Origin of the sequence: uncultured Lactobacillus sp. (genome assembly GCF_945290125.1) — a bacterium.
GTDB lineage: Bacteria > Bacillota > Bacilli > Lactobacillales > Lactobacillaceae > Lactobacillus > Lactobacillus rizhaonensis.
In genome coordinates, this window is sequence record NZ_CALYQV010000036.1 from 1 (window position 1) to 21,188 (window position 21,188).

A 21,188-nucleotide genomic window follows, 5' to 3' on the forward strand; every position below is an offset into this window, starting at 1 on the left:
CTGCCTTACAAGCAGGAGGTCACAGGTTCGAGCCCTGTATCCTCCATCGTTCTATGGCTACCGAACCTGCGGTAGCCTTTTTTATTATCAATATAATATATAAAAACATAGAACGAAAAGTAAAAAATCGGTTCAAGTCCTGAGAGGATCCTTTAATGGAGATGCCTTGTAACCGAATAGCTATTGTCTATAGGGGGACTATTATGGAAAAACGTTTATTTACTTCAGAATCAGTTTCTGAAGGTCATCCTGATAAAGTTGCTGATCAGATTTCTGATGCAATTTTGGATGCTATTATTGCCAAGGATCCGCAAGCTCATGTTGCTTGTGAGACTATTGTCAATACTGGAATCGTCTATGTTTTTGGCGAAATTTCTACAACTGCATATGTTGACATTCAAAGCATTGTTCGCAAGACTGTTTTGAGAATTGGTTATGATAAACCTGAACTTGGATTTGATGGCAATAATTGTGCTGTCTTAATTGATATTGATGAACAATCACCGGATATAGCTCAAGGTGTTGACCATTCGCTTGAAACACGTGAAAATCAATCTGATGATGATCAGCTGGATCAAATTGGTGCAGGTGATCAAGGCTTGATGTTTGGCTTTGCAATCAACGAAACGCCTGAATTAATGCCTTTACCAATTTCATTGGCTCACCGCTTAATGCGGCAAGTTGCAAAACTCCGTAAAGATGGTACTCTAACATGGCTTAGGCCTGATGCTAAGGCTCAGGTAACGGTTGAGTATGATGAAAAGCAGAAGCCTAAGCGGGTTGATACAGTGGTTATTTCTACTCAAACCGATGATAAAGTTTCTAACCAGGAAATTCGTCAGGCTATGATTGATTTGGCTATCAAAAAGGTCATACCTGCTAAATATTTAGATGAAAAGACCAAGTTTTTGATTAATCCGTCGGGTCGCTTTGTTATTGGTGGACCTAAAGGCGATTCAGGTTTAACTGGCCGTAAAATTATTGTTGATACTTATGGTGGCTACGCTCGTCACGGTGGCGGTGCATTTTCAGGCAAAGATCCAACAAAAGTTGATCGTAGTGCCAGCTATGCTGCAAGATATGTAGCTAAAAATATAGTTGCTGCAGGCCTAGCTGAGCGTTGTGAAGTTCAATTAGCTTATGCAATTGGTGTTGCTCATCCTGTTTCAATTATGATCGATACGGCAGGAACAGGAAAAGTCAGCGATGACTTATTGACAAAAGCTGTCCGTAAAATTTTTGATTTACGTCCAGCCGGTATCATTAAAATGCTGGATCTTAGACGGCCAATTTACGAACAAACGGCAGCTTATGGTCATTTTGGCCGGACAGATATTGATTTACCATGGGAAAAAACCGATAAAGTTCGAGACTTGTTAGACTTTGTTAACGAAAATGAGTAATTTTTTTCATAAGTAAGGGAGTTGTAATTTTGAAGAAAACAAATGTACGAGTAGTAATGATTGCGATTTTTATGACCACATTTATGACTGCTATTGAGGGTACGATCGTTTCTACTGCAATGCCGACAATTGTTTCTGATCTAAATGGATTGGAAATTATGAATTGGGTTGTTTCAATATTTTTGTTTATGACAGCTGTATCGACTCCTTTATATGGCAAATTAGCAGACAGCATTGGACGTAAACCAATTTTTCTATTTGGAATAGCGTTATTTGTAATTGGGTCTGCACTTTGCGGGCAAGCTCAAAATATGGTTGAACTGATTTTATTCCGGGTTATTCAAGGATTGGGTTCCGGAGCAGTTCAGCCAGTAGCTATGACAATCATTGCTGATTTATATAGTATTGAAAAAAGAACGAAGATGTTAGGCCTTAATTCAGGCTTTTGGGGTGTAGCTTCAGTTATTGCCCCATTACTGGGTGGCTTTATTGTGCAAAACCTTTCATGGCACTGGGTTTTTTATATTAATGTACCAATTGGGATCATTGCATTACTATTAATTATCTTTTTCCTAAAGGAACCCAAAAATAAGAAAAAATCAAAACTTGATATTAAGGGAACATTTTGGTTAGTAGTTTTACTTTTGACTCTGATGTTCACATTACAAGATCTTGGAACAATCAAGCCACTGATTTTAGCCACTCTAGTCGCTTTAATTGTTGTCAGTGCCGTTATATTCTATCATGAAGAAAAGCAGGCAGAGGACCCAATAATGCCACTCTCAATGCTAAAGGGCAGAGAGTTTCTAGCTGTAAATATGATTACATTGTTAATTGCCGGCGTTGTTATTGGCTTCGAGTTTTATATTCCAACTTGGATGCAGGGTATTAATGGTACATCTGCTACAATCGCCGGTTTTGCGGTGACTCCAAGTTCTGTAATGTGGGTCGTAGGATCATTTTTAATTGGCGGGATGTTGAGCCGTTGGGGTGTTAAGAAAACTTTCTTTGGTTTATTAGCAGTGTTGTTAGTGGCGGATAGTATGTTGCTAATTGTCCCTATTCATACTCCGTTTTGGGTATTCTGTGTGATTGCTACCTTAAATGGCTTTTCCTTCGGCGGAGTTTTAACTGCTTCACAGGTGCGCTCACAAGTTTTAGTTTCTAAAGAAAATATTGGCGTAGCCACTTCTTTTAACACCTTAATGAGATATTTAGGTCAAACCATGATGGTTTCAATTTTTGGTATTACTTTTAACACCATTGTGGCGAACCAACTTGCTAAACATCCAAACTTGACACAAGGTATGATGAATAAAATTGTTTCGTCAGCTAAGGCGCAAGAGCTGGCTGCAAATTTAGTACCCCAATTAAGACAAGTGCTGTTTAGCGCCTTAAAAGGTGTTTACTTCGTTTCTCTTGCTGCAATTATTATCTCCGTTATTTTTAACTGTATTTATAAAAAAGCAGATAGTAATGATTAATAGTACAAATTTTAATAATACCGCTGAATATTCCAGCGGTTTTTTGTTTAAAAATATCTTCCTTAGTAGAAATATTTTTTCTTAAAAATTATAATAAAAACTATTAAAACAAAATTTAACGGGAGCAGTAAAATGACAAGGGAAATTACAAATTGGCGTTCCTTGGGTGGAAATGTTGGCGCAGATGGAAGAAAAGTCAAAGATGGACTTTTATTTAGGTGTGGCCAACTATATAATCTAAGCACCTACCAAAAAGAACAGGTACAGAATAAATATCAAATTAGGAGAGTTTTTGATTTCAGGGGCGAGGAAGAAAGAAAGCAATTTCCGGATTACTTGTGGTCAGGATTAGATTATGTTGTAATTGATGTTTTAAAAGACGCTCAAGTTAATCAGGCAAGTGTAGATGAAATTATTTCTGGTAACAATCAATCTGAAGAGGATATGCTTACCACCTATGAAGAATTAGCACTCCAAAAATCAGCACAAAAGGGTTATCATCAATTTTTGATGACATTAATTAATGATCCTGTTCCGACTGCCTTTCACTGCTTTGCCGGTAAAGATCGTACGGGTGTGGCAGCGGCTTTGATTTTGAAAAGCTTGGGCGTGAGTGATGACCAAATTTTTGCAGACTATTTAAAAACAATTTCGGCTAGAAAACAAGAAAATCAAGAAATTTTGGATTACTTGAGAGACCAATTAACCAGTTCCCAATTACAAGATGTAGCTGTAGCTTTAACTGTGCAAAAATCCTATTTAGAAAGATATTTTAGAGCTATTAAGCAAAATTATGGTGATTTTGACAACTACTTGATCAAGGGCTTGGATCTGCCGCTTGATTTTAAGACTAAAATGAGACAAATTTATTTAGAATAAAAGCAAAAGAGTCTGGGAAAATATTTCTCCCAGACTCTTTTGCTCTAACTTATTCAATTACCTTTAGTCAATTTTGTCATTTGTTTTGAAAACCATGGCCATAAAAAGTTGAGGATTGTGAGAATGACAATTGAGACTATAAGAACTATACAGCCAAAAGCAAAATTAAGCTGTGGGTTGTTAAATTTGGTTGCTAAGTTTCCATTTGTCACCTGAGTTGAAAGCAGGTAAATCATTGGTATGTATTGCACAAGTGCAGTTTTGGCCATTCCACCAATACCAGAAGTTGATTGTAAAATAAATGGTAAAATTGCACCACCTAACAGTATGAATAGTGCTAAAAAAAGACAACTTAACTGATTACGGGTAATCTGTGCTAAAAGAAGTAACAAAATCACGATGAAAATGCACACCAAGATAGATAAAACAAGCGCAGGCTTTAGCCAAACAGAAAGTGGTTGATAAGTGCTTTTGAAACTACCTGACAAAATAACTCCTTGAATTGGATAGGAAAGTGAGCCACTACCGAAAAGTAGACTGCAAAGTCCCCAGATTAAAACACAGATGAAAAGAGTTAGTGAAAAAGCAATTAGTAATCCTAAAATGATATCAAGGATTGCATTGTGCTTGTTTGGTAACAATACGGCACGATTTAAATGATCAACATACTTTGATGCGAATATATTACTTAAAATAAAACAAAGCATAACGATGATCATTGCAGGCAAAAAGCCTTCTGAAAGTTTAAATAGGAATAACCAACCCTGTTTAGGATGCTGTTCATTTTGTTCTGGTAAATTTGCTTTTTTTAGAGCATGCAGACGGGCATTTTTCTGCTTAATTTCTTGTCTGAGATCAGCTCCACCAATTTTGACTTGCGCTGCTTGCCTGTTATTTTGACGAATCATCAGTTCATACGCATGATCCCAATTTTCATTACCTAGGGCTTTTAATATCTGCCGTTCGTTTCTATTTTGATTTTTAACCGTGGGCAAATTAGCTTGGGACTGTTTCTGCTTGCTTAAATCTTGATTTATTTGGTAACGGATTGTTGTTTGATCACCTTTTAAAGCATTATAGCCTAGAATAAACCCTGCACATATTAGCACTATACTTAAAATTAGCCATGTCAAAGTATTTTTAAATACTTTTTTAAATTGTAATTCGAAATAGGCCATAGCTCTATCCTCGAACTAATTGGTGGTGCTTTAATGTCAAAGTATCATCAACAATTCCTGTTACTTCTTCTTGATAATGAGAAGCCATAATAATAAGCTTGTTTTGCTTTGCTAAATTGACCAATTCTTGATACAGAATCTGACGGCTGTCACTGTCCAGGCCATTGTTAATTTCATCCATTAGTAAGTACTGGGCATCGCTTAACTCATAAAGGGCAACCACCAATTTTTGCTTCATACCCAATGAATATTTTCTAATTGCAGTTTTGATGTAATTATTCATTTTCCAGCGGTTTATTATATCTTGTAGATCCTGGTTTGAATGCCACTCGTTTTTAACAAATTGCATATAATCAAACCCCGAAAGATTTTTGTCAAACCAGTCAGAAGTTTCCAGGTAAAAAACCTGGCTCTTGACGTTAGCGAAAGGCTTACCGTCAAACAAGACTCGGCCTGAACTTGGTGCCAGTAAGCTGACCATAGTTCTGAGGACACTTGTTTTACCAGTGCCATTAAGTGCATGAAGCATATATATTTTGCCATTTTGAAAGTTAAAATTGGCATTTTTGAGTATGGGTTCACGTAATGTAAGGGTTAAATCTTTAATTTCAATCATTTTGTTTTCCTTCCTTTCTGAGCTTTTTGAGCGGTGAGGTAGTTTAAAAATAACAGGATAATAATTCCTAGGGCTAAAACTAGCATGCCAGTAGTAAAACTAACTTGCGGATAAGTAACTAATTTGGTTTCAACAGCAAAGACATATGCATTACTGATGCCAAACATACCATCTACTGGTTGTAAGGAGAAAAAGTAGTTCATGGGGATGAATTGGGCAAAATTTTTCGCTGCTACTACGTATTGTGGGAGAACCATACCACCAACTAATATTAGAGTGGAAATGAATAATGCCAACAGACGGTTTTTAAATACTTGTACAAAAAGCAAAACCACACTCGCAATGAACATAAAGTTAAATAATTCTAAAATTAAAGTAGGGCAAAACAACTGATACATTGGAATGAAGATATTCCGTTTAGCTACTGCGTCTATGCCCATCATCGGATATTTAAAGTTGCCAGTACCAAAAAATATACTTGGAATAATAAAAAGCAATAGAAATGCTGCTAAGAAATAACCGAATCCAATTAATGAACCAGTGCCAAATTCAATTAGCAAATGATTTTTTTGTGGTAAAAGATTTTCTAGACGCATCCGTTCATAAAAACCGGACGAATATAACTTGATCAGAATAAAAATTATGGCTAAAACTGCTAAAGGGGGTAAGACTTCCTGCATCATTTCTAATATAAAAAAGCCACCTTTAACAGAATAATGTTCATTTTCTTCTGGTAAGTTATTTCGTGCCAGATACTGTAATTTTTGAATATTACTTTCAATTGCCAGTATATTATCTTTACTGACATTATTACGTTTTGCATCAGCAAGATTGTATTTTTCTTGCTTTATTATGATTTGATAAGCCTTGTGCCACTTATTTGTTTGAATCGCCTTAATTAAGGTCTTAAATTCTTTCATGGATGACTTATTTTCAGCCAGATCCAGTTCAATTTGACTGCGAGTTGTTTTGGTCAAATTAGCTTTTTGTAACTGTTTTTGATAATATCTGACATTTTTCTTTTCCAGAGCTATATTTTCTTTAGCTTCTATTATGCGCGGATTAATATAGCGAGAATTGTAGTTTTTTATCCAAAAATAAAAACATCCAAGTAAAATGGCTAAAAGGCTAATCCAGGTAAATTTACTTTTGAGCACCTGTTTGATTTGTAACTTAAAATATGGCATTTTTCTCACCTCTTTATATAAAAATTAAAAAGATAGTTTAGACGTTTTAAGATAATATTGATAAAGTTAACTTGTTTTTATTCCTTTTTGTGCTTTTTCGGCGACAAAGTAATTTAGAAGCAAAAGAATTAATATTCCTACTAGTAAAACAATTACACCGTTAGTAAAATTTACTTGCGGATAAGTTACCAATTTCGTTTCATCTGCGATGACATAGGAATTACTGATACCAAACATGCCATTCACTGGTTGTAAAGCAAAGAAGTAGCTCATCGGAATGAACTGAGCAAAACTCCGTTCAACTACTATGTATTGTGGGATAACCATACCTCCAACCAATACCAGTACAGAAAAAAGTAACGCAATAATAGGATTCTTAAAAAACTGAACGAAAAATAACACCATGCCTGAGATAAAGATAAAACTTAACAATTCTAACATTAAAATTGGCAACAAGAGTTGATGCATTGGAATAAAAATATATTCTTTAGTCACAGGGTTCATGCCCGCAATTGGATAGTTAAAATTGCCAGTTCCGGCAAAAAGACTAGGTATCAAAAAAATCAACAAGAAGGTAACGAGAAAATAACAGAAACCCATTAAAGAACCAGTAGAAAATTCGCTTAATACCAATCTATTTTGAGGTAATAAATTGCCTAACCTCATACGATCAAAGTAATCACTTGCAAATATTTTTACCAGAACAAAAATAACGGCTAGGACTACAAGTATAGGTAAGAATTGTTCCATAACAAAAATAAGAAAGAAACTGCCTTTTACTGGATTAATAGTCTGTTCTTTTGGTAAATGTTCTTTGGCTAATGTTTGCAGTTCCAATAAATCACGTTTACTTATAGCAACGGTTTCACTATCTGAGCCATTTTTCTTAGCATCAGCAAGCCAAAATTTGGCTCCTTTAATCATAATCGGATAGGCTTTTTGCCAATCTTTGGACTGGAGGGCCTTAATGAGTTTTTGTTTTTCAGCTATATCTGATTGGGAACTCTTTAGACTTTTTCTTATTTGCTTCTTATTGTCCTCATCTAATTTTTTCTGTTTGAGTTCTTTTTGAAAATATATGACGTTTTTCTTTTGAATAGCTACATTAGCTTTTGCAGTACTAAGTTCCATACTGTCAGACTTGCTAGCATAATAATTCTTTGTCCAAAAAGAGAGGCAACCTACTAGAATAGCTATCAGACTGATCCAGGTAAATTTACTTTTGAGCATTTGCTTAACTTTTAACTTCATGTACGGCATTTTTGGTCACCTCTTAATCTAGGTTTAAAAAAACTGCTAGATTAAAATTATTGATCTAGCAGTTTTTTATGACTTTAATACTAAAATTAATGTCACGGCACTAACACAGTACCTTTTAAGTGTCAACATTTAATTACTTGATAATATAATATTTTTTCTTTTTTTGCAATAAAAAGTTCATATAATCTTTGCTATTGCAAGATTAATTTAATCAATTAAGCTTAAATTTTTATAAGTTCTTAACTTCTATCTAAAAAATTACTAGCTGACTTTAAAGCAAAAATGCGTTAAATTTGTATATATAATTTGTATTTTTGTTAAGGAGAAAAAATGAAACGTGACGATTATATCAAAGCATTAAATCTTGAACCTCACCAAGAAGGGGGCTGGTTCAGGCAAGTTTATGCGAGTGATAAGCAGTTTTATGATGAAGATAGTAAAGCAAAGCGCTTTTATTATACTTCCATCTATTTTTTACTTAATGACACAAGCTGCTCCCACTTTCACCGCTTGAATCATGATGAAATGTGGTATTACCATGATGGAGAAGCGATTACTATTCATTGTATTACTCCAGATGGTAAATATTCAGCTATTAAATTAGGCAAAAATGTTTCTGCAGGTGAAAGAATGCAATTTAGAGTTCCGAAGAATACCATTTTTGCATCAGAAGTCGTAAAACCAGATAGTTTTTGTTTAGTGAGCTGTGTAGTTTCGCCTGGATTTGATTATCACGACTTTGAACTGCTTAAAAAAGGAGATTTACTCAAACAATATCCTGCTTACAAAAAGGTCATTGAGCGATTAGCGCTGGATTAATATAATTTTGACATAAAAAAAGATTCAAAACTTTTAAATCGGTTTGAATCCTTTTTACTTAGTATAAATTACTTTGTACTCTTTGGCTTTCTAAATAATAATGATAAAGAAAAGAGTATCCAATTAAGATAAATGCAATTCCTTCTAAAAAACTGCCAACTACATCGGAAGGATAGTGGACATGACTGAAAATTCGGGTATAGCCAATTAGTATTGGAAAACAAGCCCAGACAAGACATAAGACAGTTTTAACAGCCTTATTTTTGATTAGTAAAATTGTTAGAACAATTAAAATTCCAAATAAAGCAGCACTGCCAACAGAGTGACCTGAGGGAAAACTGTAACCATGAGCTGCAACGAGATGTTCAGTATATGGTCTGTGCCTTGCAATTGCATGCTTGATGATCCAGTTATAGCCGTTAGCACCTATCATAGTTCCAGCAGTAAAAACCGCACACGCGAATTTTTTGCAAAGAGCTAAAATAATTACCAGAATTATAGTCTCAATTAGGATAACATTAGTATTGCCTAAATTAGTAAAAGTTGTCGCAAATTTGATTGCAGCAGGATTGTTATTGCAGATAATATTAATCATTGTTTGGTCAAAATTGTGAATAAATTGATTTTCAGAAGCAACTAAAATTGCCCAGATCGCGTACAAAATCAAAAATATGGTCGCAGGTATTATCGTGTCTCTCTTTGTTTGTATCGTTTTGTTCAAAAATTTTCTCCCCTTGTTTTTTTTTGCATTTGTGGTAAATTATAATCATTATTGGTCAAAAAATAAAGATCAGGAATTAGTAGCAGTTTTTGTTTTCTATAGAGAAGAGTCGGAAGGTGCAAGACTTGAAAATAAGATTGTGAACTGAGCCTGGAACAATTCTAACGTTTGCTATCCGCGTTAAGGAGCAAGAAGTGTCGCGCTTTGGGCGTGGAACTTAGGTGGTACCGCGATTATTCGTCCTATGAAAGAATTTCATAGGACTTTTTTTATGAGGTAAAAATATGTACAATCACAAAGTTGTTGAAAAAAAATGGCAGGATTACTGGGAAAAAAATCAAACTTTCAAAACAGGTAACGATCCCAAAAAGAAAAATTATTATGTTTTAGATATGTTTCCTTTTCCATCGGGTAAAGGACTTCACGTAGGACACCCTGAGGGGTACACAGCAACAGATATCATTGCAAGGATGAAACGGAGTCAGGGGTATAATGTACTGCACCCAATGGGTTGGGATGCTTTTGGCCTTCCGACTGAACAGTATGCTCTCCAAACTGGACAAGACCCGGCAGTTGTTACTACTGAAAATATTGCCAATTTCAAACGGCAGCTCAATACTCTGGGGTTCTCATATGACTGGAACAGGGAGCTTGCAACCTGTGATCCTAAATACTACAAGTGGACCCAATGGACATTTGAGCAAATGTATAAAAATGGTTTGGCCTATGAAGCAGAAGCACCGGTTAACTGGTCACCAGATTTAGGTACAGTTGTTGCCAACGAAGATATTGTTGATGGTAAGACTGAACGCGGCGGCTATCCTATCTATCGGCGCAACATGAAGCAATGGATGCTGAGAATAACTAAATATGCAGATCGTCTTTTAGCTGGCTTGGATAATCTTGACTGGCCAGAAAATATTAAAGAAATGCAACGTAACTGGATTGGTCGTTCAGTAGGTGCACAAATTACTTTTAAGGTCAAAAATTCTAATGAGACTTTTGATGTCTTTAGTACCCGTCCAGATACTTTATTTGGTGCAACCTATGCTGTTTTAGCCCCTGAAAATAAATTAGTCCAGAAAATAATGACCGACGGTCAAAAAGATGAAGTTAACGCCTATATTAAGCAAATTGAATCTAAGTCCGACCTTGAAAGAACAGATTTAAATAAAACCAAAACTGGAGTTTTTACGGGCGCTTATGCCATTAACCCTGTAAACAACAAAGAAATTCCTATTTGGATTGCTGATTATGTTCTTGGCAGTTATGGTACTGGTGCCGTAATGGCTGTCCCAGCTCACGACACCCGTGATTATGAGTTCGCCCGGAAATTCAATTTGCCTATTAAACCAGTTATTAAGGGCGGAGATGTTGCACAAGAAGCATATACTGGTGATGGTCCTCACATAGATTCTGAGTTTCTAAATGGGCTCAATAATGCTGAAGCAAAGGATAAAATTGTTGGTTGGCTTACTGAACACCACGCTGGAGAGAAAAAGGTTAATTACAAATTACGTGACTGGGAATTTAGTCGTCAGCGTTATTGGGGTGAGCCAATTCCAGTAATTCACTGGGAAGATGGAGAAACTACATTGGTTCCGGAAGATGAATTACCTCTTGTTTTACCTCACGCAACCGACATTAAGCCGTCAGGTACACCTGAAAGTCCATTGGTAAACTTGCAAGATTGGGTAAATGTAGTTGACAAAAATGGTCGGAAAGGTAAGAGAGAAACTAATACCATGCCTAATTGGGCAGGTTCATCATGGTATTTCTTACGCTTTGTTGATCCGCATAATGACAATAAGTTGGCTGATTACGAAATGCTAAAGAAATGGATGCCAGTTGATCTTTATATTGGTGGCGCTGAACATGCTGTCCGGCACCTGCTTTATGCCAGATTTTGGAATATGGTTCTGTATGATTTAGGTGTTATTCCTAATGAAGAACCATTCCAAAGATTATTCAATCAAGGATTAATCCTGAAAGATCATGATAAAATGTCCAAGTCCAAAGGCAATGTAGTTAATCCTGATGATGTGATTGATGAATATGGTGCAGACAGTCTTAGAATGTATGAAATGTTCATGGGTCCACTAGATGCATCTATTGATTGGGATGATAATGGTCCTGCTTCAACCAAGAAGTTTTTAGACAGAGTTTGGCGTCTGTTGGTTAATGATCTGGATCTTAAAGCCATACCACAAGAAAATATTGTGGATGAAAATGATGGTACTTTAGATAAAGTTTATAACGAAACTGTTAAAAAAGTAACTGAAGATTTTGATGATTTACATTTCAATACTGCAATTTCTCAATTAATGGTCTTTGTTAATGCTGCGCAAAAAGCAAAAACGATTCCAAGAAAATATGCTGAAGGCTTCATTACGCTTTTGGCCCCAATTGCTCCTCACATGATGGAAGAAATCTGGCAAATCTTTGGTCATGAGCAATCCGTAACTTTTGCAAAATGGCCAACTTATGATTCAGCCAAACTAGTTGAATCAACAGTCGAAATCATGGTGCAGGTGAATGGCAAATTGCGTAGCAATTTTAAGGCCGCTGTTGACATGGATAAAGACGAAGCTCAAAAACAAGCACTGGCCCTTCCTCACGTACAGAAATTTTTAGAAGGCAAAGATATTAAAAAAGTCATCGTTGTACCGAATAAGATTGTCAATATTGTAGCTAAATAAAGTTAATTTTTCCTAAAGTGCAAAGTATATTTGTTGTTAATTGTCCATTTTCATTCACAATAATATAGTTAGTAGACTAGATTTAGGGAACTTTAATGAAAGAAAATAATTTATCTGAACAAAATACACAAAATACCTTTATTAAGGGCAGTGCGTGGATGACTTTCGGCTCTATTACATCACGTATTTTGGGTGCTCTCTATATTATTCCGTGGTTTTATTGGATGTCGCCCTATGGTAATATTGCCAATGCATTAACTGCCAGAAGTTACAACATATATAGTATTTTTATTTTAATATCCACTGCTGGTATTCCTGGTGCTGTTGCTAAACAGGTGGCAAAATATAATGCACTTAATGAATACGGAGTTGGTCGTAAACTTTTTCATCGCGGCTTAATACTAATGGTATTTTTGGGAATTATTTCTGCAGCAGTGATGTATTTTGCTTCACCTTTTTTAGCTTCTAATGGTTCACAAATTGATCCGAGACAGGTAAGGGTAATGAGGAGCCTGTCCTATGCCATCTTAATTATCCCTGTATTAAGTATTATGAGGGGATACTTTCAGGGCTACGAGGACATGATGCCATCAGCAATGTCTCAGTTTGTAGAACAGTTAGCACGAGTAATCTGGATGTTATTAACTGCTTATATTATTATGCAAGTACAGCATGGTAATTTTGTAGATGCAGTGGTGCAATCAAATTTGGCTGCTGCGATTGGAGCGGTTTTTGGCATAGCTATTTTAACGTGGTTTTTGCTGTCTAGACGTAATAAGCTTAACGAGTTGGTTGAAAATTCCAATAATGAAATCCAGGTTTCAACTTCTGCTCTTTTTGCTGAAATAATTGCCCAGGCAATTCCTTTTATTATCATTGATGCAGGTATTCAACTTTTTTATCTGGTAGATCAATATAGCTTTCACCCCATTATCTCGAGTTTGGTTAGTGCAACTAATAATACAATTGAAACTTGGTATGCGTTATTTGCGCTTAATGCCAATAAGTTGATAATGATCATTGTATCTTTAGCAAGTGCTATGGCTGTGACGACAATTCCGCTATTGTCTGCAGCTCACACTAAGCATGATTTTCGTGCAATTTCTGACCAAATTGGCAATACTTTAGATTTATTCTTATTTGTCATGATTCCTGCTTCTTTTGGCATGGCAGCTATTTCTACACCCATCTATACAATCTTTTACGGTTATGACAAACTGGGATCAAATGTACTTTACCTTTCTTCCTTTACAGCTATCAGTTTGGGCTTATTTACGGTATTGATGGCTATTTTACAAGGCCTGTCTGAAAATGGACTTGCAATTAAATATTTAGTATTAGGGTTAATTGTTAAGGTTTTAATGCAATATCCCATGATTTATGTATTTAAAATATTTGGCACATTAATTGCAACTAATTTAGGAATGCTTGTCATTATCTTTATGGCAATAGAACACCTTAAGATTAATTACAACTTCAATCAGGATCGCACAAGACGACGCTTTATCGGCATTACCGCTTTTTCAGTTATTATGTTTTTGCTGGTTTTGGCAGTAGAAAAAGGACTGGAGTTGTTCTTAAATCCTGCAAGCAGTTTACAGTCACTTGTCATTGTTTTTGTCGCGGTAGTTGTGGGTTGCTTTTTTTATGGCTTTGCGGCTATCAAGTCTAATTTAGCACAGAAAATTTTAGGAAACAAAATCATTCCAATATTGGAAAAACTGCACATTCGTGCATAAACAAAACCCAATATAATTAAATTTGATACCGATATTCTTTCGGTATCATTTTTATTTTATTTAACTAAACGATTTAAGATTAATTATGAGGTGCAAGTAAAAAATTAGGTAAAATAAAAAAGCTCATCAATTGCTAAAGTTCTATCTAGCAATTGATGAGCTGCTTTTTAATATACCAATCTTGAATTTATTTGTTCAAAGTAATTAAAATTGTAATTTTATGCCTTCTGTTTATTATAATTCAAGGTGTAATCTACACAATCAATGATTTTTTGCACGCCTTTTAATAAAATTTCTTTTTCTGTTGATAGGGAAATTCTGAAGTATCTGTCTGAATATTGGAAATCACTTCCCTTAGCTACAATTACATGAAAGTATTTTTCTAGTAATTTATAGTATAAGTCAATATCCTTGATGGTCTCTGGTACTTCAATAAACATGTATAAGCCACCCATGTATGAGGAGTAAGGAAAATACTTACTCGTAGCAAAAAGTCTGGTTAATTCTGCACCAGTCTGTTTAATTTTTGCGATATGGTGGGTATATTTCTCTGGTTCTTCCAAAATTATTTCCCCGATGAATTGACTAATAGTCGGGGCACTGAAAGTGATTCCTTCATTATAAAAGCCCTCCCGCTCAATAATATTAGCTGGTGCAATGACATAGCCAAGACGTATTCCTGGTATGGCAAAACTTTTGGAAAAGCTGCTTACTAAAATTTGATGGGAAATATCAGTTGAAATTGGCTGGTATTGATATTTACAGGGATAATCGCTGTAAACATGATCGTCAATCACAAAGATATTTTTCTCTTCACAGAGATTATTCAAGAATTCCCGGTCCGTTTGTGACAAACTGGCTCCAGTAGGATTGTTAGGATAATTAATAATAATGGCCTTAGTATTTGCATTTACGGCTTTTTTTATTTGCTCAATTGGCAGTGCAAAAGTGGGCGCTTCTGATTTAACAATTACTGGAGTTGCGCCCACTCCCGCAATTAAATTTAAATATGAAGGGAAAAAAGGAGCAACAACAATAATTTCATCGGATTTAGTATTGATGAGTGATTTTAATGATAAAAAAGCACCGTGCAGACACGAAACGGTTATTTGAATATTATTGATGTCAATATCCTTGATACCGTAGGTCTCACTGTAGTATGACACAATTTTTTCTCTCAGTTTAGGCAGTCCCAAACCTGGAGTATATCCATTTCCAGCATTCTTAACTCTTTTTACCAATTTATCAATTATTCTTTTGTTTATTCCAGAACGAAAATCTCCAATAGACAAATCAATGTAATCAGATGGAAGTATATTAACGTCTAAGCTCATAATACGCTAACCTTTCTTTAAGTAAATTATTGTATAAATCATATTCTTTAATTAAAAAAAGGTCAACTTAACTAAAAAATAAATCCAAGTATAATTGAGCAGTTTTACCCATATATACTTGGATTTTTAGCTAATCTCACATTAATTTAGTTTTTATAGATTTAAATAACGTGTTGAAATTCAATTTATATTTTTATAATCAGCTTAAGGCTTGTGAAATTCACCATCAAGAGTATCATCATGACGATTTTTTTCAGGCATTACAATAGCAGCAATAATATATAAAAGCAGTCCCGGAAAGGTTGTACATAGTATTAATGCTGCACCACCAATTCTGGTCCACGCTTTATCCCAACCAAAATATTCTGCAACACCGCCAAATACGCCGGATATAACTTTATCCTTGGATTTTGTTAATCGTTTTTGCATGACTGTGCCTCCTTTTGTATTAATTTTAATACAAAATAATCATTAAAGTACACATTAAAATATTTTTTATTATAAAAATACTAGTTACAATTTAAAATTTCAATATTTCAATAAATGAAAAAATCAGTTTCAAGGCACGCCACACAAAAAATTTTAAAAAATATATTATTGTTTGCAACATATGAGGATTATCTCATTGTCATCATTAAGGTCAGATAATTCAGCGGGAGACAGGGTCTTTGAAGTTTCTGCTTGCATTAATTGTGCATCACAAAAATAGTAAAACAGCAAAAGAGCTAATCCCTAGAGATTAGCTCTTACTACACAAATGCCCCGAAAAAGATTCGAACTTTCACTTAGTTACCTAAACAGCGACCTGAACGCTGCGCGTCTGCCAATTCCGCCATCGGGGCTTATTATTTTTAGCACAGTAATAATCATACCAAAAATTTGGTAAAATGTAATCATAAAACGTAAAATAATTAAAAAAAATCAGGAAAGGGTGATTTGTACTTGAAAAAGAAAGCTAAAGCAATCATTTTAATTTTTATCAGTTTATTAATTTTAGTGGTTCCTGTGGATGTAAAAGCCGCCCCAAAGTTACCTGATAACTATAATAAAAATGAAGTCAACATTGATGCCAAGGCGGCAATTGCTATAGACAGTAAAACAGGACAGTTGCTGTATGGTAAAAACATTAATAAGCAATTACCTATAGCTTCGATGACTAAATTGGTGACCGTCTATTTGACACTAAAGGCGATTGATCAAAATAAAATAAACTGGGATACTAAGGTAACGCCAACTCAGCAGATTTTTGCTGTTGCAAGTAACAGAGAATATTCCAACGTTCCGTTGCGTATGAAACATACCTATACGATCCGGCAGTTGTATCAGGCAACATTAATTGAATCGGCTAATGGAGCCGCAATGATGTTAGCACAGGCAGTTAGTGGTTCACAAGTAGCTTTTGTCAAACAAATGAGGCAACAACTAAATAAATGGGGTATTAAGAGCGATCAAATATATACGACTTGCGGTTTACCTAATAAGAGTGTGGGTAACGATGGCTATCCAGATGCAGATAAAAATGCCGAAAATATGTTGTCGGCTAAAGAGATGGCAATCATAGGGCAGCATTTGATTCAAGATTTTCCGGAAGTGCTCAAAACTACTAACATTGCTAAAATGAATTTTATTGACCAAAAAATGGCTATACCAATGAGCAATTTTAACTGGATGTTAAAAGGAATGCCGCAGTACCATAAACGCTTTAAGATTGATGGATTAAAGACGGGAACAACAGATGCTGCTGGTGCTTGCTTCATTGCAACTGCACGCCATCAAGGCGGCAGAATCATCACGGTGATAATGGGAGCAAAACATTTAACCAATATAGACCCAGCGCGTTTTATTCAGACTGGCAAGCTACTTGACTATGTCTATCAGAACTATCAGCCCCTAGTTTTTCAACGTAATGAGGTAATTATAGGTCACACTAATGTAGAAGTTCATAACGGAGAAGCCAGACAAATAAATATTGGTATGAAGAATAAGAGTCTGATTTGGGTACCACAAAATGGTCCAAAATTTAAAGTGGGTTTAATGGCAAAAGTTGTTGAAGCTCCCATTAAAGAGGGGCAAAGAATTAATTATTATTACTTTAAAGCCGGTAAAAATAAAATTATTTCGCTGCAACAGCCTAATGGCTTACTTTTACCAGCTCAGGCATTACAATCAACTAATAAAGTTAACTTTTTAATTCGATTTTGGCGTTGGCTGTTTGGAGGTTAATAATGTCTGAAATAACTGAAAAGATTTTGACAAAAGTAATTAAAAAACGACCCAGTAATTCACATAAGGGTAATTATGGCAGAATCCTACTAATTGGGGGCAATGAAAATTATGGTGGTGCAATCATCATGGTCGCTGAGGCTGCACTTAATAGTGGTGCGGGCCTTATTTCAGTTGCTACCCATGCTGTTAACTTGAATGCACTACATGCTCGTGATCCTGAAGTGATGTTTATTGATTGGCGTGATCGGAACTTATTAAATTTAATCACTAAAATGGATGTTATTGTTTGCGGACCAGGATTAGGAACTAATTCTTTTGCTCATCAAATGATGTTTACTCTTTGTCAGAATGTTTCCCCAAGTCAAACACTAGTTTTGGATGCAAATGCTTTGGACCTGATTGGACAAGACCCTAAGCTGATTCCGACCAATGTTGGCTTGATTGTTATAACGCCTCATCAAATGGAATGGCAGCGTTTAAGTCAAATTAGAATTCCTTATCAAACTGATAGTGCTAATTTAAGTGCTTTAAAAAAGATTTTTCCTATTCAAAATGTTATTTTGGTTTTAAAATCAAATCATACTCATATTTATACTAGTAAAGAAGAAATTTTGGTAAATCCAGTCGGCAATCCTGGTATGGCAACTGGTGGGATGGGAGATACATTAGCAGGGATTATAGGTGGCTTTACAGCACAGTTTGGTGGCAAGCTAGATTCAGTGCTGGCGGCAGTTTATCTTCATTCCTTAGCTGGAGATAAGATTGCTAAAATGGATTACGTGGTGCGCCCAACTAAAATAAGTGCAATACTACCTCAGTTAATGAAACAATATGCTGATAAAGGATAGATTTTCCGTTGAAATACAAAATATGATTTGGAGAAAAGTTATTATATGAAAAAGAGTCTGTTAAAAGTTCTAACTGCTTTTTGTATTATTCTAATATGCGCTATCAGTCTTGCGCGGGTTTTCATGCCTACTCAGCCCAAAATGGATAATAAAACTAAGGATGCCAAGAAAACAGTGGTTATAAAAACTGCTGCATCTTACCGTCCTTATCAAGACCCTAAAGACTTGCGTTCTCCTTTCAATTGGAAAAAAGCGAGTGAAACTAAGCCTTATCCTAAAATAAAGCACTCTGAAAACAATTTAAAAATTAGAGTGTCGCTTAAAGGTAACCGTGTTTATATTTTACGTGGTAATAAAAGAATATATACCATGTTATCAAGCGCGGGACTTTTTAAAAAGAATAAGTCATTAACACCGACTGGAACCTATAAAATAAAGTATGATCGTGGTGATTCTTTTTATAATCCTGAATTAAATGAGGGCGCTAATAACTGGACTAGTTGGGATAAAGAAAATGTTTATCTTTTTCATTCGGTTCCTACAAAAAGTAATGGCAAATACAACATTAAAGAGGCTGAAAAGTTGGGAGTTAAGCCTGCTTCTCACGGTTGTATTAGGTTAAGTGTCCCTGATTCTCGCTGGCTAGTTGAAAACATTCCTGCCGGAACAAAAGTAATTATCAAAAATAACTAAAAAATTTGGCGCAGACATTATTTACTGTTATAATCATTTGATGAAAGTAGTTAGAAGTAGTAGGCATTTTTTCCAATATAGCGAGCTTGAGATTGATGAGAGTCAGGCTGGAAAAATGACTGAAGGCGTGTCTAACCAACCAAATAGAAAATTTAATAAGCGGATACTTTGTATCAAAAAGAGTGGTACCGCGGGTTATACTCGTCTCTTCTTCATGTTAGTGAAGGAGAGACTTTTTTTGGCATTTAGGAGGGAAAAATGGATTTTAAAGACAAGGTTGTCGAGTTAGTTGCTGGACAGGTTGACCTTTCCAAAGAGAAAATCAATTCGTTAATTGAAAGGCCCAAAAATGAAAACATGGGTGACTATGCATTTCCAGCCTTTGCTTTGGCAAAAGTGGAACACAAAAATCCTGCAGTTATTGCACAAAATATTGCAAGTGAGCTAAAGAGCACTGATTTTGCATCTATCAAAGCTGTAGGTCCATACGTTAACTTTTCAATAGATCATGGCAGATTAATCTCACAAACTCTTGCTGAAATTTTGCAGCAGAAAGAGCACTTTGGGGATCAAAAGTTAGGAGAGGGTAACGTCCCAATTGATATGTCTAGCCCTAATATTGCCAAGCCAATGTCTATGGGTCATTTAAGGTCAACTGTGATTGGTAATTCAATCGCTAAGACTTTGGAAAAGGTGGGGTATTCACCTATCAAAATTAATTATTTAGGTGACTATGGCACCCAATTTGGTAAATTAATTGCTGCTTATAAGCATTGGGGCGTTGAAGAAGATGTGAAAAAAGACCCCATCATGAATTTATTTAAATACTACGTAAAATTTCACAAAGAGGCTGAAAAACATCCGGAACTGGATGATGAAGGACGTGCGTGGTTTAAAAAATTAGAAGGGGGCGATCCAGAAGCAGTTAAATTATGGCAATGGTTCCGTGACGTATCTTTAGCTGATTTTAATCGCATTTATAAAGAACTCGGAGTCACTTTTGATTCATATAAAGGCGAAGCTTTCTTTAATGACAAAATGCAGCCGGTTATTGATGAATTGAAAGAGAAAGGGCTTTTGCATGAATCTCGCGGTGCACAGGTCGTTGACATGGGTAAAGATGAAAATCCAGCTTTGATTGTTAAGTCCGATGGTACTAGTATTTACTTAACTCGCGATTTGGCAGCAGCCATATATCGTCAAAACACATATCATTTTGTCAAAATGCTTTATGTTGTTGGTAATGAACAGTCACAGCATTTTGTGGAGCTGAAAACAGTTCTGAAGAAAATGGGATATGATTGGGCTGACGAAATTTATCATGTTCCTTTTGGTTTAATTACTCAAAATGGTAAAAAGCTTTCTACTAGAAAAGGGAATGTTGTTTTCCTTGATCAGGTTTTACAGGATGCTGTTAATTTGGCACAAAAGCAAATTGAGCAAAAGAATCCTGATTTAGCTAATAAAGACCAGGTCGCTCATGATGTTGGAGTTGGTGCAGTAATTTTTCACGATTTGAAAAACGAGCGCACTGAAAACTTTGACTTTGATCTTGATGAAGTTGTCCGTTTTGAAGGAGACACTGGTCCTTACGTGCAATACACAAATGCGCGTGCCCAAAGCGTTTTGCGCAAGGCTGCTGAGCAAAGTCATAAACCCGATCTTTCTAATATTAAGATAGATGATAACTGGTCTTTTGGAGTTGCCAAATCTTTGGCCGATTTCCCTCGTATCATTGCTCGCAGCAGTGCTAAGTTTGAACCGTCAATTATTGCTAAATATGCACTTGATTTAGCCAAGAAGTTTAATAAATATTATGCTAATGTCATGGTTTTAGTTGATGATAATCAAATAAGCGCACGGTTAGCTCTGGTTCAAGCAACCTCAATTGTTTTAACCGAAGCTTTGCGCCTATTAGGTGTTAATGCTCCTAAAGAAATGTAAAAATTTTCAAAAATAACGTTTTCATCAAATAAAAGATTGTTCAATACTTAATTAATACGATACAATATGACTGTAAGTTTATTAGGAGGTATATTTAATGGCATATTTAGATAATGGTAACCAAATCTTTAAAGATGCTCGTAAAAACCATTATGCAG

Annotated in this window: 17 protein-coding genes, 1 tRNA gene and 1 riboswitch; of the genes, 10 read left to right on the forward strand and 8 right to left on the reverse strand. The window is 35.4% G+C overall.

Features of this window, described 5'->3' with window-relative positions; translation table 11 throughout:
- Positions 1-125: 125 nt before the first annotated feature.
- Positions 126-206: riboswitch (SMK box riboswitch) on the forward strand.
- The 3 genes from metK (at position 204) to Q0K80_RS07035 (ending at position 3,766) form a co-directional block, all read left to right on the forward strand.
- Positions 204-1,403 (forward strand): methionine adenosyltransferase, encoded by a 1,200-nt coding sequence (gene metK / locus Q0K80_RS07025; RefSeq protein WP_294604737.1) that lies wholly within the window; start codon positions 204-206, stop codon positions 1,401-1,403. (Overlaps the previous riboswitch by 3 nt.)
- A gap of 29 nt (positions 1,404-1,432) precedes the next feature.
- On the forward strand, positions 1,433-2,887 hold the full coding sequence (locus tag Q0K80_RS07030; RefSeq protein ID WP_294604740.1) for an MDR family MFS transporter: 1,455 nt from the start codon (positions 1,433-1,435) through the stop codon (positions 2,885-2,887).
- 132 nt (positions 2,888-3,019) lie between these two features.
- Positions 3,020-3,766: a tyrosine-protein phosphatase gene (locus Q0K80_RS07035; protein ID WP_294604743.1), complete on the forward strand. Its 747-nt coding sequence runs from the start codon at positions 3,020-3,022 to the stop codon at positions 3,764-3,766.
- Positions 3,767-3,819: 53 nt separating this feature from the next.
- On the opposite strand, the gene Q0K80_RS07040 is transcribed toward Q0K80_RS07035, so the two are convergent.
- From Q0K80_RS07040 to Q0K80_RS07055, 4 genes are all read right to left on the reverse strand, one after another.
- Positions 3,820-4,944, reverse strand: a complete 1,125-nt coding sequence (locus tag Q0K80_RS07040) for a hypothetical protein (protein ID WP_294604745.1) — start codon at positions 4,942-4,944, stop codon at positions 3,820-3,822.
- A 4-nt stretch (positions 4,945-4,948) separates the two neighbouring features.
- Positions 4,949-5,560, reverse strand: coding sequence for an ABC transporter ATP-binding protein (locus Q0K80_RS07045; protein WP_294604748.1), 612 nt, complete (start codon positions 5,558-5,560; stop codon positions 4,949-4,951).
- Positions 5,557-6,747 (reverse strand): hypothetical protein, encoded by a 1,191-nt coding sequence (locus tag Q0K80_RS07050; RefSeq protein WP_294604750.1) that lies wholly within the window; start codon positions 6,745-6,747, stop codon positions 5,557-5,559. The genes Q0K80_RS07045 and Q0K80_RS07050 overlap by 4 nt, the downstream gene beginning before the upstream one ends.
- A 66-nt stretch (positions 6,748-6,813) precedes the next feature.
- Positions 6,814-8,007 carry a hypothetical protein gene (locus tag Q0K80_RS07055; RefSeq protein WP_294604752.1) on the reverse strand — a complete coding sequence of 398 codons (1,194 nt, stop codon included), beginning with the start codon at positions 8,005-8,007 and terminating at the stop codon, positions 6,814-6,816.
- 330 nt (positions 8,008-8,337) lie between these two features.
- On the opposite strand from Q0K80_RS07055, the gene Q0K80_RS07060 reads away from it, so the two are divergent.
- The gene (locus tag Q0K80_RS07060; RefSeq protein ID WP_294604755.1) at positions 8,338-8,826 is read left to right on the forward strand and encodes a cupin domain-containing protein; all 489 of its coding nucleotides are present in this window, start codon (positions 8,338-8,340) and stop codon (positions 8,824-8,826) included.
- A gap of 58 nt (positions 8,827-8,884) precedes the next feature.
- On the opposite strand, the gene Q0K80_RS07065 is transcribed toward Q0K80_RS07060, so the two are convergent.
- The gene (locus Q0K80_RS07065; RefSeq protein ID WP_294604757.1) at positions 8,885-9,547 is read right to left on the reverse strand and encodes a phosphatase PAP2 family protein; all 663 of its coding nucleotides are present in this window, start codon (positions 9,545-9,547) and stop codon (positions 8,885-8,887) included.
- Positions 9,548-9,831: 284 nt separating this feature from the next.
- Here Q0K80_RS07065 and leuS point away from each other — a divergent pair, with 284 nt between their 5' ends.
- Together leuS and Q0K80_RS07075 are read left to right on the forward strand one after the other, a co-directional pair.
- Positions 9,832-12,246 carry a leucine--tRNA ligase gene (gene leuS, locus Q0K80_RS07070; RefSeq protein WP_294604759.1) on the forward strand — a complete coding sequence of 805 codons (2,415 nt, stop codon included), beginning with the start codon at positions 9,832-9,834 and terminating at the stop codon, positions 12,244-12,246.
- A 95-nt stretch (positions 12,247-12,341) separates the two neighbouring features.
- Positions 12,342-13,985 carry a polysaccharide biosynthesis protein gene (locus Q0K80_RS07075; protein WP_294604761.1) on the forward strand — a complete coding sequence of 548 codons (1,644 nt, stop codon included), beginning with the start codon at positions 12,342-12,344 and terminating at the stop codon, positions 13,983-13,985.
- Between the two features lie 218 nt (positions 13,986-14,203).
- Here Q0K80_RS07075 and Q0K80_RS07080 read toward each other — a convergent pair whose 3' ends face one another.
- The 3 genes from Q0K80_RS07080 to Q0K80_RS07090 all read right to left on the reverse strand — a co-directional run bounded on the left by Q0K80_RS07080 (position 14,204) and on the right by Q0K80_RS07090 (position 16,161).
- Positions 14,204-15,319 carry a pyridoxal phosphate-dependent aminotransferase gene (locus tag Q0K80_RS07080; protein ID WP_294604764.1) on the reverse strand — a complete coding sequence of 372 codons (1,116 nt, stop codon included), beginning with the start codon at positions 15,317-15,319 and terminating at the stop codon, positions 14,204-14,206.
- A 204-nt stretch (positions 15,320-15,523) separates the two neighbouring features.
- On the reverse strand, positions 15,524-15,748 hold the full coding sequence (locus Q0K80_RS07085) for a PspC domain-containing protein (RefSeq protein WP_046332364.1): 225 nt from the start codon (positions 15,746-15,748) through the stop codon (positions 15,524-15,526).
- Positions 15,749-16,077: 329 nt separating this feature from the next.
- Positions 16,078-16,161: transfer RNA gene (locus Q0K80_RS07090), tRNA-Leu, on the reverse strand.
- 100 nt (positions 16,162-16,261) lie between these two features.
- Between Q0K80_RS07090 and Q0K80_RS07095 the strand changes: the two genes are divergently transcribed.
- The 4 genes from Q0K80_RS07095 to argS all read left to right on the forward strand — a co-directional run bounded on the left by Q0K80_RS07095 (position 16,262) and on the right by argS (position 21,030).
- Positions 16,262-17,542 (forward strand): serine hydrolase, encoded by a 1,281-nt coding sequence (locus Q0K80_RS07095; RefSeq protein ID WP_294604773.1) that lies wholly within the window; start codon positions 16,262-16,264, stop codon positions 17,540-17,542.
- A 2-nt stretch (positions 17,543-17,544) separates the two neighbouring features.
- Complete coding sequence (locus Q0K80_RS07100) at positions 17,545-18,393, forward strand: NAD(P)H-hydrate dehydratase (protein ID WP_294604775.1); 849 nt, start codon at positions 17,545-17,547, stop codon at positions 18,391-18,393.
- A gap of 45 nt (positions 18,394-18,438) precedes the next feature.
- A complete protein-coding gene (locus Q0K80_RS07105; protein WP_294604778.1) occupies positions 18,439-19,086 on the forward strand; it encodes a L,D-transpeptidase in 648 nt (215 codons plus the stop codon).
- Positions 19,087-19,344: 258 nt separating this feature from the next.
- On the forward strand, positions 19,345-21,030 hold the full coding sequence (gene argS / locus Q0K80_RS07110) for an arginine--tRNA ligase (protein WP_294604781.1): 1,686 nt from the start codon (positions 19,345-19,347) through the stop codon (positions 21,028-21,030).
- Positions 21,031-21,188 lie beyond the last annotated feature (158 nt).